Source organism: Acinetobacter sp. NIPH 2699, from assembly GCF_022549355.1.
Lineage (GTDB): Bacteria > Pseudomonadota > Gammaproteobacteria > Pseudomonadales > Moraxellaceae > Acinetobacter.
Genome location: NZ_JAKZGL010000004.1, coordinates 208,906 through 224,926, shown reverse-complemented (window position 1 = coordinate 224,926; position 16,021 = coordinate 208,906). Strand labels below are relative to the sequence as shown.

The following is a 16,021-nucleotide window of genomic DNA, read 5'->3' as shown; positions in this document are numbered from 1 at the left end:
ATCATGCTTTCCTTAATTGATACCAAGGGGTGAGTTTCTTACCGAGATAACGCAGTAAGGCGCTACTCAACATGCCCAATGCACCGATCAATAACATGCCCACGATAATGTCAGCATAGTTTTGCAAGGTGAATGACTCCCATGTGAAATAGCCGATACCGAGTTGACCAGAGATCATTTCAGCAGTGACCAGACAGAACCAGCAGGTACCCATACCAATCGCTAAACCTGTGGTAATACTGGGCAATGAACCCGGAATAATCACTTCACGTAAAATGGCAAATTGACCCGCACCGAGGCTTTTTGCAGATGCAATTAAACGTTGATCTACCGCTTCTACGCCATGAATGGTATTCAGTAAAATCGGGAATAGTGCACCTAAAAAGGTAATGTAGATCATGGAGGCTTCGGATGAGGGAAACATTAAAATGGCCAATGGAATCCACGCTACGGCTGGAATCGGGCGCAAAATTTCTAAAGGTGGCATAAAAATCGCGGCAATGGTTTTTGAATAACCAATCAATAAACCTAAAATCACACCGACAACCGAAGCTAAAAAGAAGCCAATCAATACCCGACCAATACTGGCTTTGACGTGGGCAAGTGCTGTATCCAGCTCGGCAAAAGCAACGAAAGAATGAACCACTTCAAGTGGTGAGGGTACGTTGGCAAAATTCACTAAACCGAAATTGAGCTGATATTGTGAAGCCAGTTGCCAAAAAGCAATGCTGGAAATAATTGACACAACACTGAGCAAATAAGAAAGCACACGAGCTTTTGAAAATGTAATAAAAGGGCGGAGTGCCTTAGACTGAATCGATTGGGTGTCCGCTAAACTATTCATATTTATCTCCTGAATCTGGAAATCTCTCTTGGTTCAACCTCTCCCTCGCCCTCTCCTAAAGGAGAGGAATGAGGAACAACGTTCCGCAAGGAATCCTATAAGTCATTGGATTTGTGGAAGTCTCCCTCCTTGTAGGAGGGATGAAGAGCGACTAAAGCTCTGCAAGGGAGAGATAAAAGATCATTTCACCAGTTTTTGTACATTATTAAAGTCATAGACTTTGCCGCCATTTGCTTTTGCCCAGTTGTTGGCATCACCACGTAGTAAGAACGCATTGATCTGACCTGTTTTATCAGTGGCATACCAAGCCAAGTTCGCAAGTAATTTGATTTTTAAATTACGGTCTTGGTTGTAGACCACACGAATAGTTTTGCCACTCTTTTGCAGATTCTTTAAATCGGTAAAGGCATTTTCAGGGGTAGCATAACTACGGACTTTGGTTTCACCTTTGACCCAGATTTGAGTGACACGTTCAAAGTTCTGGATTGGTTTTTGCGTTAAAGCATCATTGGCTGACAGTGGTGATTGTGCGTAACTCTGTAGTTGTTGTGCGTAATTTAAACCTGCACTTTGAAAGGCTTTTTTGATGTATTGATCATCAATAAATTGATTGACATTAATATCCACATCGTCACGACCTAGATATTTCAGCGTATCAACCGCAGTTTGAGTGGCTTGCCTATATTCAGGTTTCCACGTGAGATCACGCGTTTGTAAGCCTAAAGGACCATGAAATAAATACACCACTTCGGCAGGAATCCCTGTTTTGGCTGCAATCAGTTCACTATATTTTTCAGGTTCTTTACGAATCAGTTGATCAGCTTCAATAGTTGCTCGTAAATAGGCTTGGATAATCTCAGGATATTGTTGAGCGTAAGATTTGTTGGCCAAAGCACCATGAAAGGTGGGTGTTTTGGCTTGTGCACCATCATAGATTTTGCGGGCAAAGCCTTGATAGGAAAATAATTCAGAGAACGGTACAAAATCGGCATGGGCATCAATTTTATTACTTTTCAGTGCAGGACCTGCCACTTCAGGCGCTTGGGCAATAATTTTGACATCTTTTTTTGGGTCCCAACCCTGTGCCGCAACTGCACGTAACAGCAAGCCATGTGCGGTTGAAGCAAATGGCACAGAAATAGTTTTACCTTTTAATTCCTGAATTGAACTCACTTTTGAACCAAGTGGAACCACGATGCCATTACCGCTGCCTGTGGTACTGCCTGAGAGTACCGTCAAGAAAATACTTTCTTTGCCTGTTTTCTTAAAAGCGACATTATTATTGACCGCTGGAAAATCTGCCATTGCGCCAATATCCAGACGACCAGCCACCATTTCACTGGTGAGTGGTGCACCTGAAGTAAAGTTTTTCCAGACAATATCGTATTTCGCATTTTGGTATTTACCTGTTTTCGGTAAATGTTTAGGCAGCAAATTTAATTCACGAATCAGTAAACCACCGGTAGCACAGTTAATGGTGGTGTCTTGTGTACCAATGGCAACACGGATATTGTTTGCGTGAACTGAGCTAAAGACAGAGCATAAGGCGCTGCCCAGAATTAAGCTTTTGGTTAAGTTATTCAGTTTCATGGTGTTCCCCCTTATTTAAGTAAATATGGAATGTTGACTTGAATGGCATCAGTCGGGCAGTCTTTCTCGCACGGCATGCAATACCAACATTCATCAAATTGCATATAGGCTTTGTTGGTATCTGGGTGAATTGCCAATAAATCCATTGGACAGACATCCACACAGACGGTACAGCCTTTGTCGGCAATACATTTATCTTCATCGACCAATACGGGTGCAGCAGTACGGTGTGAAATTTCTTTAAAAATAAAAGCCATATTGTTTTCCTTATTCGACTTCTTCAGCCACTAATTTCTTGTTAATCCGCAGCAGGTTGTACGAGTTGGCTTCATCTTCATCAATGGGGATCAGATAAGGCTCAACTGCTTTTTTGAAGCTGACCATATTGCCGTGTTCATCCTTTTTCAGATGAGCATGACAGAACCAGTCACGATCATTTTTTTCAGGACGGTCTGCGCGGTAGTGATAGAGTCCCCAACGGCTTTCTTCACGGAACAATGAGGCATGTGCTGCCATTTCGGCACAGTCACGGATGAAAGAAACTTCGGCAACACGCATCAGTTCATGTGGATGGCTGGCATTGATTTGCTCAATATCGACTTTAATTTCTTCAAAACGCTTGAGTGCGATTTCAATTTTTTGTCGGGTTTTGGGTGGTTGTAAATAATCATTGACCATGCGACGAAGTTTGTATTCCACCTGTTCTGATGAAAGCCCTTCGGGACGCTGTAATGGGGCGAAAATACGTGTTTTCTCTACTTCAATTTCCGCTGCATTCAGTTCTGATTCGGCAATATCGGCCACGTATTCCGCTGCATTAACGCCAGCAAACCAACCATAAGTAAACGCACCAAGCATATAGTTGTGTGGTACGGCTGCCATATCGCCAGCGCTATATAAGCCTTTAACCGAGGTTTCGGCTTTTTCATTGACCCACACTCCAGAAGCACTGTGACCACTACAGAACCCAATCTCTGAAATCTGCATTTCCACCATGTCTTGACGATAATCCGTACCACGACCCTCATGGAAACGTCCGCGGCTTGGGCGTTCATTGGTATGTAAAATTTCTTCAATGGTTTGAATGGTTTCTTCGGCTAAATGATCCATTTTCAGAAACACAGGGCCATTGCCGCTTTGTAGTTCTTGATAGAACTCCCACATCATTTGGCCTGACCAATAGTCACACTCAATAAAGCGTTCGCCTTTACTGTTGGCGGTATAGCCACCCAAAGGCCCAGTGACATAGGCACAGGCAGGGCCGTTATAGTCTTTAATCAGTGGATTGATCTGAAAACATTCCAGATTGGACAGTTCTGCACCTACATGGTATGCCATGGCATAACCATCTCCTGCATTGGTTGGGTTCTCGTATGTTCCCATTAGATAACCAGAGGCGGGCAGACCCAAGCGACCAGCCGCACCACAACATAAAATCGCTGCTTTGGTTTTGATCACATAGAAGTCACCAGTTCGGCAATCAAAACCCAGCACACCATTAATCGCACCTTCCGCATTTTTAAGCAGGCGAGTGGTGACGATGCGGTTATTGATCTTGACTTGAGCACGCTTTAATTGACGATAGAGTACCTTTTTGATGTCATGACCTTCAGGCATCGGCAGCACATAAGCGCCCATGTGATGGACTTTTTTGACCGCATATTCACCTGTTTCATCTTTCTCAAATTTCACGCCCCATTGATCCAGTTGCTGAATCGTGGTGAAACTATGTTTGGCGTAGGCATACACCGTGGCTTGATTGACAATGCCATCATTGGCAATGGTAATTTCCTTGGTATATTGCTCAGGCGTGGCATAGCCTGGAATCACGGCATTATTGAGACCATCCATCCCCATTGAAATGGCGCCACTGCGTTTGACGTTGGCTTTTTCAATCAATAAAACTTTCAGGTTGGGGTTGGCTGTTTTGGCTTTGATGGCTGCCATTGGGCCAGCCGTCCCCCCACCGATGACGACTATGTCATAGTCCAGTGTAATCGTATTCATGTTTTGCCTCTGTAGGGGCTTATTGAATAAGCCCTAAGCTGTGTTTATGGTCGTTATTGGGTTTTCTTTCTGTCCACCCTTAATCGGTATTGGAAGGTCTCTCCTGAGAAATATAGATATTCAAAATCAATGGGATGTCCCTCATGATTGTGAGTGAGTCGTTCGACTCGTAGTAATGGTGCATTCATTTCAACTTGTAAAAGTTCACTGAGTTCTTCATCGGCAAGGGTGGCATCAATGCTTAAATCGGCATGTCCCAATGCAATCGATAAATCTTCTTCAATGGCTAGAAACACATCACGCGTTGACAGGTTGATCTCTTGTAAAGCGATCCCAATCGCTTCGGGTAAATAGGTCAGTTCAAATGAAACAGGTTTACGATTGAGTAATCGAATCCGTTTAATTTCCACCACCGTACTATTCACCGAAAGTTTTAATTTCGATGCAATCTGTGGTGTGGCTGGAATAAAACGAAATTCTTTCACCACGTTAAACACCTCATGTCCCATATTGGTCATGGCTTCGGCAAAGCCTTGTAATTGGGAAATGTTCTGGAATGTCTTTGGTGCATTCACAAACGTTCCTTTGCCCTGAATCTTGTAAACCAAGTGTTCAAGCTGTAACTGATTTAATGCTTGGCGAATGGTGATGCGGCTAACATTAAATAATTCACTCAGTTCTTTTTCAGACGGCAATTGTTGATGGATCTGATAAGTACCATCGACGATTTGCTGCAACAGTGCCTGATACACTTGATCATACAAAGGGCGTTCGCCATTGACTTTATTTACAATCGGTTGGTTCATTGAACTTAAACTTGTTATAACAACTTGGTTGTTAGATTAGCGATTATGCAAAATGAAGAAAAATAACTTATGCTGAAAAAAATATCTGATTTTGTGCATAACAAAGATTTGGACAACATAAAACTTATAATGGGAATAAATGGGATTTTAAAAATAGTGGTTTTCTTTATAAATAAAAAATATATTCTTAGCGATAATTCTGATTTTAAACGTGATGTAGCGACTGATTTTAATCAGTGGGCAGTAATTTAAGTTTCTAGATTGTTAGTTTAATTGGTTGTTTTATTTTATTTAAATTTAATTTAGATTTAAAATAATTTTTTATCTTGATCGGTGCAATGTATATATCATTTACTAATTTCTAAAATAACAAAAAATAAGCTAATTTTTAAGGTAATTTTAATCTAAAGGGGATCCAAAATGACAACATCAAAATTACCTCAGTCTTTGGTTGGGAAAAGTTCAAAATTGCTATTTAAACTCACTGCACTCTTTATTTTACCTATCGGTGCAGTTCAGGCTTCTGATTTTTTAGTGGATACGAAATGGTTACAGGAAAACTTAAATAATCCCAAAGTCCGTATTATTGAAGTGAGTGTAAATCCGGGTCAATTCGAGCGCGGACATATTCCTGGGGCTGTGAATTTTAAATGGCATACCGATCTTGTTGATACGGTTCGCCGTGATATTGTGACACCAAATAATTTTCAGGCAAAGCTACGTCAAGCAGGTGTAAGCAAAGACACCACGGTGGTCTTGTATGGCGATAATAATAACTGGTTTGCGGCATGGGGTGCGTGGGTCTTTGATGTCTATGGCGTACAGAATGTCAAATTATTGGATGGTGGTCGACTCAAGTGGGAGGCAGATAAACTGCCACTGTCTACACGTGCCACAACCTATACTGCTGGGAATATTAGTGTAAAAGCAGCCAATAATAATTTACGTGCTCGTTTGGTTGATGTGATTCAGGCAAGTAATAAAAATACGGCAAAACTACTCGATATCCGTTCTCCTGATGAATTCAACGGCAAGATTTTTGCTCCACAGGGAAGTCAGGAACTTTCTGTTCGTGCAGGGCATATACCTGGTGCGGTGAATGTGGCTTGGAGTCAGGCTGTTGCGGCTGATGGAACCTTTAAGTCGAAAGAAGAGTTGCGCAAGCTTTATGCCAATGTCGGCATTGATGGTAGTCAACCGGTTATCACCTATTGCCGTATCGGTGAGCGTTCAAGCCATACTTGGTTCGCACTGAGTAAAATCTTGGGTTATAAGGTCAAGAACTATGATGGTTCATGGACAGAATATGGTAATACGGTCGGTTTACCAATTAAGAATAATGCAGGTACGGTATGGGGGGCCATATAGTCGGGGCTGTTGAAATATCAATAGATCCTATTTCAGTATCATAAACCTTGTCTATATATGAGTGTTCTTATCTATTTATTGGCTAAGAGCACTCATTTTCTTTGTATTATTTTATTCTTCATATTCAGAGGTTGATAAGACTTTTTTAATAAATCTCCTTGCGGAACTTTAATCGTTCCTCATTCACCCTATGGGAGAAATACAAGGTGGGTGTCAATCATTATGAAAGAAGTCAATAGATCACTCTAATATGTGAAAGATATGATTATGGTGATGAATTTTCTATGTCTACACCTCAAAAGAATATTTTTGATCAGCAATTAGATTTACCTAAAAATTCTAATTTCCAAATCCGTTATGTGATTGCGCTGATTATATTATTGCTATTTTTAATCTGGAGCTACTGGTTATCACAGCAGTATATTCAATATAGTTTTGGATTTATTAGTATCATCGGGGCGTTATTTGGAATCACGTTACAGCGTTCCAGATTTTGTTTTTATTGTATCTTTACCGATTTTTTTGAGAATCGAGATCCACGCGGTATTGTTGGCGTATTGCTTGCATTACTGGTGGGTACCCTAGGCTATCATGCCGTATTTGGCGCGTTCTTACCTATTCTTGATGGGCGGCAATTGCCACCTGATGCGCATATTGGGATTGTAAGTTGGGTACTTCCATTCAGTGCATTTAGCTTTGGTTTTGGGATGGCGTTGTCTGGTTCCTGTATCAGTGCACAATTCTACCGTTTGGGTGAAGGCTTACTGACTGCACCTGTGGCATTGCTTGGTGTGTTTTTAGGTTTTGCATTCGGTTTTATCAGTTGGAATGCGCTCTATCTCAACTTTATGCAAAGCGCGGAACCACTATGGCTACCGAATATTGTGGGTTATGCAGCTTCGCTATTGATACAGGTTCTTGTGATTGGTGGCCTGATTCTGCTTGGACTGTATGTTATCCATAAAAATAAAGGCAATACTCAACAGCAAATTCAATCCTATTCGATATGGCAAGGTATTTTTCAGCAACGTTGGCCGACATGGATTGGCGGTATTTTCGTGGGTGTGATTGGGTTTGTGGCTTACTTTCGGGTTGGGGCCATTGGCGTGACTGCGGAAATTGGTAGTCTGTCTCGGACCACATTAAATCATTTCTGGTCAGTAACACGGCTTGAAGGGCTGGATCGCCTGACAGGCTGTATGACGGTGGTCAAAGAAACCTTATTATCCAACAACGGTATATTTGTTATTAGCCTGATCATTGGCAGCTTGATTGCGGCATTAGTTGCGGGACAATTTCGACTACAGACCAATACTTTAAAAGCCAATGTGCGTATTTTCCTTGGTGGTATATTGATGGGTTGGGGAGCAATGTTGTCTTTAGGCTGTACCGTTGGCGTATTGCTCTCAGGTATCATGGCGGGTGCAGTTTCGGGTTGGGTCTTTACGGTATTCTGTCTGATCGGTGCATGGTTTGGTTGGTGGTTACGTCAAAAAATTTAATGGGGCGCATAAAAAGTAAAGAGCCTAAGTGAGATGTTCTCACTTAGGCTCGATTGTTTGAGGATATGAAATTTAAGCGGTACGCTTGTTTCTTGAAAGTTGATGCAATACCGACACCAACAGATCAATTTCTTCAGTAGTATTATAAAATGCCAAAGAGGGGCGAACCGTTTGCTCCACACCAAAACGACGCAAGATTGGCTGAGCACAATGATGCCCTGAACGAACCGCAATACCATGTTGATTGAGTGCCTTACCGACTTGTTCAGTCGAATAACCCTCAAGTACAAATGACATCACGCTGGCTTTATTTTTTGCTGTTCCAATTGGTCTTAAACCAGCAACACTACTCAAGGCGTGTTGACCATATTCCAGCAAATCATGTTCATAACGTGCAATATTATGAATGCCAAGGCGTTCTACATATTCCAGCGCAGCACCTAAACCAACAGCATCAGCAATATTACCTGTGCCTGCTTCAAACTTATTTGGTGCTGGTTGGTAAATCACTTGTTCGAAGGTCACGTCCTGAATCATGTTACCGCCACCTTCCCAAACTGGCATGGTTTCCAGAAGTTCAGGTTTTGCATACACGGCACCAATCCCTGTTGGACCAAAGACCTTATGCCCAGAGAAGACAAAGAAGTCAGCATCAATGGCTTGGACATCGGTTGGCATATGTGAAACAGATTGCGCACCATCAACGAGGACTCGAACGCCTTTAGCATGGGCGATTTTAATCACTTCAGCAACGGGCGTAACCGTACCCAACGCATTGGAAACCTGCGTAATCGAGATCAGCTTGGTACGTTCATTAATCAATTTTGGCAATTCTTCCAAAATGATTTGCCCTGTGTCGTCCACAGGAATCACACGAAGTTTTGCACCGACCTTCTTCGTCAATTGGAACCAAGGCACGATATTGGCATGGTGTTCCAGATGAGAAACAATAATTTCATCACCCTCACCAATATTTTGCTCACCCCAAGTTTTCGCGATCAGGTTAATGCCTTCCGTTGTGCCACGAACAAAAATGATCTCTTGAGAGGATTTTGCTCCAATAAAACGAGCAACCACATTGCGAGCATGCTCATAAGCATCCGTTGCTCTGGCTGCCAATTCATGTGCTGCACGATGGATATTGGAGTTCTCATGCTGGTAAAAATAAGCAATTCGATCAATCACACTTTGTGGTTTTTGGGTGGTCGCTGCATTATCAAACCAAACCAAAGGACGACCATTGACACGTTCTTGCAAAATTGGAAAGTCACGACGAACGGCGTGTACATCCAATGGTTGTGCTGCATTTGCAATAAACTGCGGTTGCGAGGGTTGATAGTTTCCATAACTCGCATTGTTTTGCGGAAGATCTAAAAAGTAAAATCCTGTAGAGGTGGTATTGCTTTGTGGATGAACCTTTTGCTCATCAGGCAATAAACGATTGAGCAGATCACCTTGTGGCAGTTGAAATGATTGTGCAGTGGCAAAACTGGCTGCATCAAATTCAGAACTTGAATTGGTTGGCGCTGCAAAATCATTTAAAAAATAAAAGGGTGAAGCATCATTCGCTGATGGGCGAGAAGGTTCAACCAAAGGAACATTTGGCACACTATGAATGGCTTGCGGAAAATTCGGTTCAATCGGTGGACGTGGTAGATTTGCCCCACCCACGACAGGCGCAGAAGCAATTGCCCGACGTTCAGGATAATCAGGATAGTTTGGAATATGCTCAGGATACTCAGGATTTAAACTTTTTTCATAAGCAATATTGGGTGCACGACCACTCAATGCCGCCAAAGGTTCAGCGGGCTGATGTTGATGCGGTGGTGCTCCAACATTGGGTAAGTCCAAATTCAGACCAGAGGGGCCACTACTGGAGCTTGGTAGTGCCGCAAAAAATTCAGAGGCAAGCCGTGAAAGTGTTGCTTCATCTGGGAAGTTGGACGGTGGACTAACACCGGCCACTTCAGAACCCGTTGGACTACCGTGTAAATTACTTGTAGTTAACTGGGTAGTCATGATACTTGTCCACCTCCACATCTTCGAGCACAGCCAAAGCATCTTCAGTCAATACCGCCAATGAGCAATACAGTGAAATCAGATAAGACGAAATCGCACTACGGTTGATGCCCATGAAACGTACAGAAAGACCAGGGGATTGTTCACCGGCTAAACCTGGTTGGAACAGACCAACCACACCTTGACGCTTTTCACCAACACGCAATAACAGGATTTTGGTTTTACCATCTTCAACTGGAATTTTATTGGATGGAATCAATGGAACACCACGCCAAGTAATGAACTGCGAACCAAATAGGCTGACGGTTGGAGGTGGCACGCCGCGACGAGTACATTCACGACCAAATGCGGCAATGGCATCTGGATGCGCAAGGAAGAAGCCCGGTTCTTTCCATACCTTGCGCAATAAATCATCAAAATCATCTGGAGTCGGTGGGCCGCTCAGTGTTGAAATACGTTGCTCATCGGCTACGCTGGCCAATAAACCATATTCTGGGTTATTGATCAGCTCACTTTCCTGACGCTCTTTAATGGTTTCAATGGTGAGACGTAATTGTTCTTTAATCTGATCGTGTGGGCTGCTGTATAGATCTGCAACACGTGTATGAATATCGAGGACAGTCGAAACACCATTTAAAAAATATTCACGCGGTTGAGCATCATAGTCTACAAAGGTTTGAGGCAATGTTGCTTCATCACGTTGAGTACAGGCGACTTGAATATCGTCGGTATTGCTGACGCGGTTGACGCGATAAATACCAGCTTCAACAGGAATCCATTGTAATAAGTGTGTGAGCCAGCGTGGGGTAATGGTCGAAAGTTGTGGAACAGTCTTGGTGGCATTGGCAAGCTGTCTAGCTGCATGATCTCCAAGTGCGTGTTGGACTTTATCTGTGGTTTTTGCCATGAATAAATTTTCCTGTATAACTTTGGCTTTGTTAATAAAAATAAAAGAGTTTGTGTTTTTAAGCGTATTTAATAATTTCTTGAATTAGACTAGAGCTTAATGAGTATTTTTAAAAATATTATTATGAGATAAATAATGATGAATTTATGCCTTATCACTCATAAGAATATATTTATGAAAAATAAATATAAGTAGTGAATATACGCTATTTATTTTTCATAGGTTTTTATGTGTTTGATTTAGTCTTTCATTAAATCAAACTTTACATTTACTGGGTTTTTGATGGTATTTGAATTTATAGTGTCCTTTTATAAAGAGCCAACAGACCCTAAAGATTCGTTTGGTGATTGAAGAATTTGACTGCCAGCAGGAACACCGTGAGTCAGCCAGACATTTCCACCAATGATTGAACCTTGACCAATGGTGATACGACCCAAAATCGTGGCCCCTGCATAAATCACCACATGATCCTCAACAATCGGATGGCGGGCATAATCTTTTTTCAATGCACCATCATCATTGAGTTCAAATCGTTTGGCACCTAAGGTTACGGCTTGATAAATACGTACATATTCACCAATCACAGAGGTTTCTCCAATCACTACACCTGTGCCATGATCAATAAAGAAACCTTTGCCAATTTGCGCGCCTGGGTGAATATCAATGCCTGTCGCAGAATGAGCCAACTCGGAAATAATTCGCGAGAGTAGTGGAACGCTGTGATAGAGCTGATGCGCGACACGATGGTGGATAATCGCCAAGATACCCGGATAGCAGAGTAAAACCTCATCTACACTATGTGCAGCGGGATCACCCTCAAATGCCGCGCAAACATCGGCATCGAGTAGACGACGAATATCAGGTAGCGTATTGGCAAAATCCTGCACAATGGTCTGCGCCAAAGCAATTTGTTGATCATGCAATAAACGCTCATTATTTGAGACAGGAATCTGTTTTACATGGCTTTTTGCTTGATAATTTAATGCCAGTTTGACCTGTGAAAACAGTTCATTCAGTACACGATCCAGCGTATAGGCAATATAATAATCTTCGGTTTCTTGACGCAGGTCGCTCGGTCCCAGTCGCATAGGAAATAAGATGCCGCACAAATCATCTAAAATTGATTTGAGTGATTCTTTAGAGGGGAGTTCGCGCCCACCGAATTCCTTGATGCGGTGTTGACGTTCACGCCATTCATGTCGTGCTTGTTGTAAGCCGTCTACGACAGGCTGGATTTTCCATTGGCTCACGCGAGTTCCTTGCATAACGAGGTCTTAAATTAATCGTAAAATAACTGAATGAAAAAGCAGCATCAATCTTGTAACCAAGGCAACTGATGCGTACGCCATCCATTACTTTGATTACGTTGTTGTTGTTCGTTTAAATCACCTTCAAATCCCTCAAGCACATTGTAAACTTGTGCAAAACCAGCACTAAAAGCAGCAGTGGCTGCTAAAGCAGAACGCTTGCCACTACGGCAGAGCAATAGGATGATTTTATCTTTACCTACTTTGGAATCGAGTTCTTTAACGAAGCGTGGATTACGGTTAAATGAAGTCCCTGTCGCCCATGCCACATGGACACTTTCAGGCACATAGCCGACAAATTTACGTTCTTCATTGGTACGTACATCGACTAAAACCGCAAGATCCTGTTCAACTAAGTACCAAGCTTCTGTTGGGGGAATACTACCCGTAAAATCTAGTTCATTTTCTTCAGCATATTGTTGGGCACGCTGTAAGATGTCTTGTAAATGTGTAGATGAACCGTGAGCAGTAACAGTAGATTCTGCTGCTTGAGTAGAATCAAATTGAGCATTCATTTTTATAACCTTCCATACATCAGCGGGATGATTTTTATATCTTATGACTGTTTTTATATTCAGGAAAATAATCAAAATTTATTTATATATCTATTTTTGATAAATAATGAGGTTTTATCAGATGATTGTGAATATAGTTTTAACAATAAAAATGATGGGGGCTTATTCTTATTTAATTTAAAGATGAGTTTATCTGGATTAAATATTTCATTTTTTAATGGAAATAGGGTGTAAATATTCAGAAAGTAGGGTATCGGAGAAAATAATGAGATCACCTTAAAAAGGGTTAAGTAGATTAAAAAAATATAAAATTGATTCAGTTCTATCTTATCCAATAAAAGAATAAGCAACTCATTTTTTCTTATTTTTAATAATAAAGCGTGGCGCATAACATAAGCCTATATTGTTGAAAGATCATCTAATTATGGGCATTAAGAACACCAAGCCACTCATTGTTACCGTAATCGTCCTTGTGGCGATTGTTGCTTTTATTGTCTATCAAAACCAAAAAAATGCCGAACCTGTTTATTCAAAAAATAGCAAAGCTGTGGTGATTGCCTACCAAACTGGTGTTGATCCGACCAAGGTTGCACAGGCAAATGGTGAGTATGAACGTGATAGTCATCAAGCAATTCAATGGCGTAAGTTTGATGCGGGATCAGATGTGGTGAACGCACTGGCTTCTGGTGATGTGGTGATTGGCAACATTGGTTCAAGTCCTTTGGCTGCTGCTGCAAGTCGTGATTTAGCCATTGAAGTGTTTCTCGTGACAGCGAAACTTGGTGGTTCGGAAGCGTTGGTCGTTAGTCACAAATCAGGCATTAAAAGCCCTCAAGATTTGATTGGTAAAACCATTGCTGTGCCTTTTGTTTCAACAACGCATTACAGTTTACTTTCAGCTTTAAAACAGTGGGATATTGCAGATCATCAAGTCAGAATCATTAACTTACGTCCACCTGAAATTACAGCGGCATGGGAACGTGGGGATATTGATGCAACCTATGTGTGGGAACCCGCTTTAAGCAAAGTGAAAGCAAGTGGAACGGTATTAACGGATTCAAAACAAGTCGGCGAATGGGGCGCTCCAACCTATGATTTATGGGTAGTACGTAAAGATTTTGCTGAAAAAAATCCTGAATTCTTAAAAGCCTTTGTTCAAACCAGCTTGAAACAGATCGAAACTTATAATCAAGATCCAAAAGCATTTGAACAAAATACAGATCACATCGAAAAAATTGCTCAATTGACGGGTTCAGATGCCAAAGACATTCCATTACTGCTTTCTGGGAATACTTATCTTGATCGTCAGCAACAACAAGTAACCTTAGCTGGTGAGTTTGCCAAGAATATTTTTGATACCGCATCATTTTTAAAGAGTCAGGGCAAGGTCGATCAAGTGAAACCTGATTATCAAGGCAATGTGACTACGAGTTTCTTACAGCCATAGGAGATCTAAATGAGCGTATTAGCTGCGGAGCATCTTCATTTAACTTTTCCAAAGCAGACGGTGCCAGTACTTCAAGATATCAATTTACAGATAGAAGAAGGCACGTTGACTGTGATCTTGGGGGAGTCAGGCTGTGGTAAAACAACATTACTAAACATTTTGGCAGGTTTCCAAAAGCCAAGCTCAGGTCAGATTAAACTGGATCATGAGGTTGTGACTGCACCCGATGCAAGACGTGCTGTGGTGTTTCAGGATCATGCCTTACTCCCTTGGTTAAATGTATCTGAAAATATTGGTTTTGCTTTACAACTTAAAGGCTTAAAGCAACAAGAGATTCAGCAACAAGTCGATGCGATTCTTAAAATTGTGGGCTTGAGTCATGTTGCCAAAGCGAATATTTGGGAATTATCTGGCGGTATGAAACAGCGTGTCGGTATTGCACGTGCGTTGGTGAGCCATGCAGCGTTTATTTTACTGGATGAACCCTTTGCAGCTTTAGATGCTTTTACCCGTGAAACCATGCAGCAGTTGGTTCTAGACTTATGGATTGAACAAAATAAGTCATTTTTTCTGATTACACATGATATTGAAGAAGCTTTATTGCTGAGTAATCAACTGGTGTTGATGACCGCTCGTCCGGGAAGAATTGTTGAAACCCTCAAGCTTGATTTTGCAGATCGTTATAAACAAGGTGAGTCGATTCGTTCGATTAAATCAGATCAACGGTTTATTCAATTACGTGAGCAACTTTTTGAGCGTTTACGGGTACAGAAACAAGCAGAGCATGAGGTTACTGTATGACAGGTCAAGCGAAAAATACAGCATATGACGTCACCAAGACCACTGAACCTCAAGAAGCTAACCATGAGCAATCGAATTCAGTTTTGAATATATTTTGGGCTTTTGTAGTACGCCATCGCAGCTTGGCTTTGAGTTTCTCTAGTGTCCTCGGTGTATTGATTATTTGGTATTTGATCACTGCATTAAAAATCGTACCCAGCCTGTTTTTACCAAGTCCACAAGCTGTCTGGCAGAAATTCTTGGAAGTCAGCCAGCAAGGCTTTATGAAAGCGACTTTGTGGCAGCACTTGGCAGCAAGTATTTCTCGTGTCTTGTTGGCTTTAGTGGCGGCGATTGCGATTGGTGTACCTTTAGGTCTGTGGATGGGGCTTAATAAATGGGTGCGTGCAATTCTCGATCCATTGGTGGAGTTATTGCGCCCAATTCCGCCATTGGCGTATTTGCCTTTATTGGTGATTTGGTTTGGGATTGGTGAAACCACCAAAGTACTTTTGATTTTCTTCTCTATTCTGGCGCCTGTGATTATTAGCAGTACCCATGGTGTACTCAGCCACCAACTGAATCGTGAGCGCGCAGCATTATCACTGGGCGCGAGTCAGTCACAGGTATTTTGGCATGTGATTTTACCGACTGCATTGCCCAATATTTTGACAGGTATCCGTATTGGGCTTGGTGTGGGCTGGTCAACTTTGGTTGCTTCGGAATTGGTCGCAGCGGATCGAGGTATCGGCTTTATGGTGCAGTCCGCAGCGCAGTTCCTGATTACGGATACTGTGGTGTTAGGCATTATTGTGATTGCGATTGTCGCAGTGGGTTTTGAATTGTTTTTGCGTTGGTTACAGAAGCAATTATCTCCTTGGTACGGTCAACAGTTGTAAGTGCGAATTGTAGCGATGAGAGAGTTAGAA

Annotated in this window: 15 protein-coding genes; 6 read left to right on the top strand and 9 right to left on the bottom strand. The window is 41.9% G+C overall.

All coding sequences use genetic code 11. From position 1 onward, the window contains the following. Nucleotide 1: 1 nt before the first annotated feature. The 5 genes from MMP72_RS06170 to MMP72_RS06150 form a co-directional block, all read right to left on the bottom strand. Nucleotides 2–844 carry an ABC transporter permease gene (locus MMP72_RS06170; RefSeq protein WP_241315526.1) on the bottom strand — a complete coding sequence of 281 codons (843 nt, stop codon included), beginning with the start codon at nucleotides 842–844 and terminating at the stop codon, nucleotides 2–4. 180 nt (nucleotides 845–1,024) lie between these two features. Further along, nucleotides 1,025–2,434, bottom strand: a complete 1,410-nt coding sequence (locus tag MMP72_RS06165; protein WP_241315524.1) for an ABC transporter substrate-binding protein — start codon at nucleotides 2,432–2,434, stop codon at nucleotides 1,025–1,027. 11 nt (nucleotides 2,435–2,445) lie between these two features. Then, entirely contained in the window at nucleotides 2,446–2,691 is a 246-nt protein-coding gene (locus MMP72_RS06160; RefSeq protein ID WP_241315522.1) for a ferredoxin family protein, read from the bottom strand. A 10-nt stretch (nucleotides 2,692–2,701) separates the two neighbouring features. Continuing rightward, nucleotides 2,702–4,441 (bottom strand): fumarate reductase/succinate dehydrogenase flavoprotein subunit, encoded by a 1,740-nt coding sequence (locus MMP72_RS06155; protein ID WP_241315520.1) that lies wholly within the window; start codon nucleotides 4,439–4,441, stop codon nucleotides 2,702–2,704. A gap of 53 nt (nucleotides 4,442–4,494) precedes the next feature. After that, a complete protein-coding gene (locus MMP72_RS06150; protein ID WP_241315518.1) occupies nucleotides 4,495–5,247 on the bottom strand; it encodes a GntR family transcriptional regulator in 753 nt (250 codons plus the stop codon). A gap of 69 nt (nucleotides 5,248–5,316) precedes the next feature. Here MMP72_RS06150 and MMP72_RS06145 point away from each other — a divergent pair, with 69 nt between their 5' ends. The 3 genes from MMP72_RS06145 (at nucleotide 5,317) to MMP72_RS06135 (ending at nucleotide 8,117) form a co-directional block, all read left to right on the top strand. Continuing rightward, complete coding sequence (locus MMP72_RS06145; RefSeq protein WP_241315516.1) at nucleotides 5,317–5,499, top strand: hypothetical protein; 183 nt, start codon at nucleotides 5,317–5,319, stop codon at nucleotides 5,497–5,499. Between the two features lie 168 nt (nucleotides 5,500–5,667). After that, on the top strand, nucleotides 5,668–6,615 hold the full coding sequence (locus MMP72_RS06140; RefSeq protein WP_241315513.1) for a sulfurtransferase: 948 nt from the start codon (nucleotides 5,668–5,670) through the stop codon (nucleotides 6,613–6,615). A gap of 284 nt (nucleotides 6,616–6,899) precedes the next feature. After that, nucleotides 6,900–8,117 carry a YeeE/YedE family protein gene (locus MMP72_RS06135; protein WP_241315511.1) on the top strand — a complete coding sequence of 406 codons (1,218 nt, stop codon included), beginning with the start codon at nucleotides 6,900–6,902 and terminating at the stop codon, nucleotides 8,115–8,117. A 72-nt stretch (nucleotides 8,118–8,189) separates the two neighbouring features. On the opposite strand, the gene MMP72_RS06130 is transcribed toward MMP72_RS06135, so the two are convergent. The 4 genes from MMP72_RS06130 to MMP72_RS06115 form a co-directional block, all read right to left on the bottom strand. Then, nucleotides 8,190–10,136: a family 2A encapsulin nanocompartment cargo protein cysteine desulfurase gene (locus MMP72_RS06130; RefSeq protein ID WP_241315509.1), complete on the bottom strand. Its 1,947-nt coding sequence runs from the start codon at nucleotides 10,134–10,136 to the stop codon at nucleotides 8,190–8,192. Next, nucleotides 10,111–11,043, bottom strand: a complete 933-nt coding sequence (locus MMP72_RS06125) for a family 2A encapsulin nanocompartment shell protein (protein WP_241315507.1) — start codon at nucleotides 11,041–11,043, stop codon at nucleotides 10,111–10,113. Before MMP72_RS06125 ends, MMP72_RS06130 begins: the two co-directional genes overlap by 26 nt. A 308-nt stretch (nucleotides 11,044–11,351) precedes the next feature. After that, entirely contained in the window at nucleotides 11,352–12,308 is a 957-nt protein-coding gene (gene epsC / locus MMP72_RS06120; RefSeq protein WP_241315505.1) for a serine O-acetyltransferase EpsC, read from the bottom strand. A 47-nt stretch (nucleotides 12,309–12,355) separates the two neighbouring features. Further along, a complete protein-coding gene (locus tag MMP72_RS06115) occupies nucleotides 12,356–12,865 on the bottom strand; it encodes a rhodanese-like domain-containing protein (RefSeq protein ID WP_241315503.1) in 510 nt (169 codons plus the stop codon). Between the two features lie 406 nt (nucleotides 12,866–13,271). Between MMP72_RS06115 and tauA the strand changes: the two genes are divergently transcribed. The 3 genes from tauA to tauC are packed head-to-tail and all read left to right on the top strand — an operon-like array spanning nucleotide 13,272 to nucleotide 15,991. Next, nucleotides 13,272–14,312: a taurine ABC transporter substrate-binding protein gene (gene tauA, locus MMP72_RS06110; RefSeq protein ID WP_241315501.1), complete on the top strand. Its 1,041-nt coding sequence runs from the start codon at nucleotides 13,272–13,274 to the stop codon at nucleotides 14,310–14,312. Between the two features lie 9 nt (nucleotides 14,313–14,321). Continuing rightward, complete coding sequence (locus tag MMP72_RS06105; RefSeq protein WP_241315499.1) at nucleotides 14,322–15,113, top strand: ATP-binding cassette domain-containing protein; 792 nt, start codon at nucleotides 14,322–14,324, stop codon at nucleotides 15,111–15,113. Then, complete coding sequence (gene tauC, locus MMP72_RS06100) at nucleotides 15,110–15,991, top strand: taurine ABC transporter permease TauC (RefSeq protein ID WP_241315497.1); 882 nt, start codon at nucleotides 15,110–15,112, stop codon at nucleotides 15,989–15,991. Before MMP72_RS06105 ends, tauC begins: the two co-directional genes overlap by 4 nt. The last annotated feature ends 30 nt before the right edge of the window (nucleotides 15,992–16,021 follow it).

What these genes read in the sequence shown, in the direction of transcription:
- MMP72_RS06140 (WP_241315513.1), top strand. Translation starts at nt 5,668, where the DNA reads ATGACAACATCAAAATTACCTCAGTCTTTGGTTGGGAAAAGTTCAAAA.
- epsC (WP_241315505.1), bottom strand. Translation starts at nt 12,308, where the DNA reads ATGCAAGGAACTCGCGTGAGCCAATGGAAAATCCAGCCTGTCGTAGAC.
- MMP72_RS06130 (WP_241315509.1), bottom strand. Translation starts at nt 10,136, where the DNA reads ATGACTACCCAGTTAACTACAAGTAATTTACACGGTAGTCCAACGGGT.
- MMP72_RS06145 (WP_241315516.1), top strand. Translation starts at nt 5,317, where the DNA reads ATGCTGAAAAAAATATCTGATTTTGTGCATAACAAAGATTTGGACAAC.
- MMP72_RS06105 (WP_241315499.1), top strand. Translation starts at nt 14,322, where the DNA reads ATGAGCGTATTAGCTGCGGAGCATCTTCATTTAACTTTTCCAAAGCAG.
- MMP72_RS06170 (WP_241315526.1), bottom strand. Translation starts at nt 844, where the DNA reads ATGAATAGTTTAGCGGACACCCAATCGATTCAGTCTAAGGCACTCCGC.
- MMP72_RS06115 (WP_241315503.1), bottom strand. Translation starts at nt 12,865, where the DNA reads ATGAATGCTCAATTTGATTCTACTCAAGCAGCAGAATCTACTGTTACT.
- tauC (WP_241315497.1), top strand. Translation starts at nt 15,110, where the DNA reads ATGACAGGTCAAGCGAAAAATACAGCATATGACGTCACCAAGACCACT.
- MMP72_RS06125 (WP_241315507.1), bottom strand. Translation starts at nt 11,043, where the DNA reads ATGGCAAAAACCACAGATAAAGTCCAACACGCACTTGGAGATCATGCA.
- MMP72_RS06165 (WP_241315524.1), bottom strand. Translation starts at nt 2,434, where the DNA reads ATGAAACTGAATAACTTAACCAAAAGCTTAATTCTGGGCAGCGCCTTA.
- MMP72_RS06155 (WP_241315520.1), bottom strand. Translation starts at nt 4,441, where the DNA reads ATGAATACGATTACACTGGACTATGACATAGTCGTCATCGGTGGGGGG.
- MMP72_RS06150 (WP_241315518.1), bottom strand. Translation starts at nt 5,247, where the DNA reads ATGAACCAACCGATTGTAAATAAAGTCAATGGCGAACGCCCTTTGTAT.
- MMP72_RS06135 (WP_241315511.1), top strand. Translation starts at nt 6,900, where the DNA reads ATGTCTACACCTCAAAAGAATATTTTTGATCAGCAATTAGATTTACCT.
- MMP72_RS06160 (WP_241315522.1), bottom strand. Translation starts at nt 2,691, where the DNA reads ATGGCTTTTATTTTTAAAGAAATTTCACACCGTACTGCTGCACCCGTA.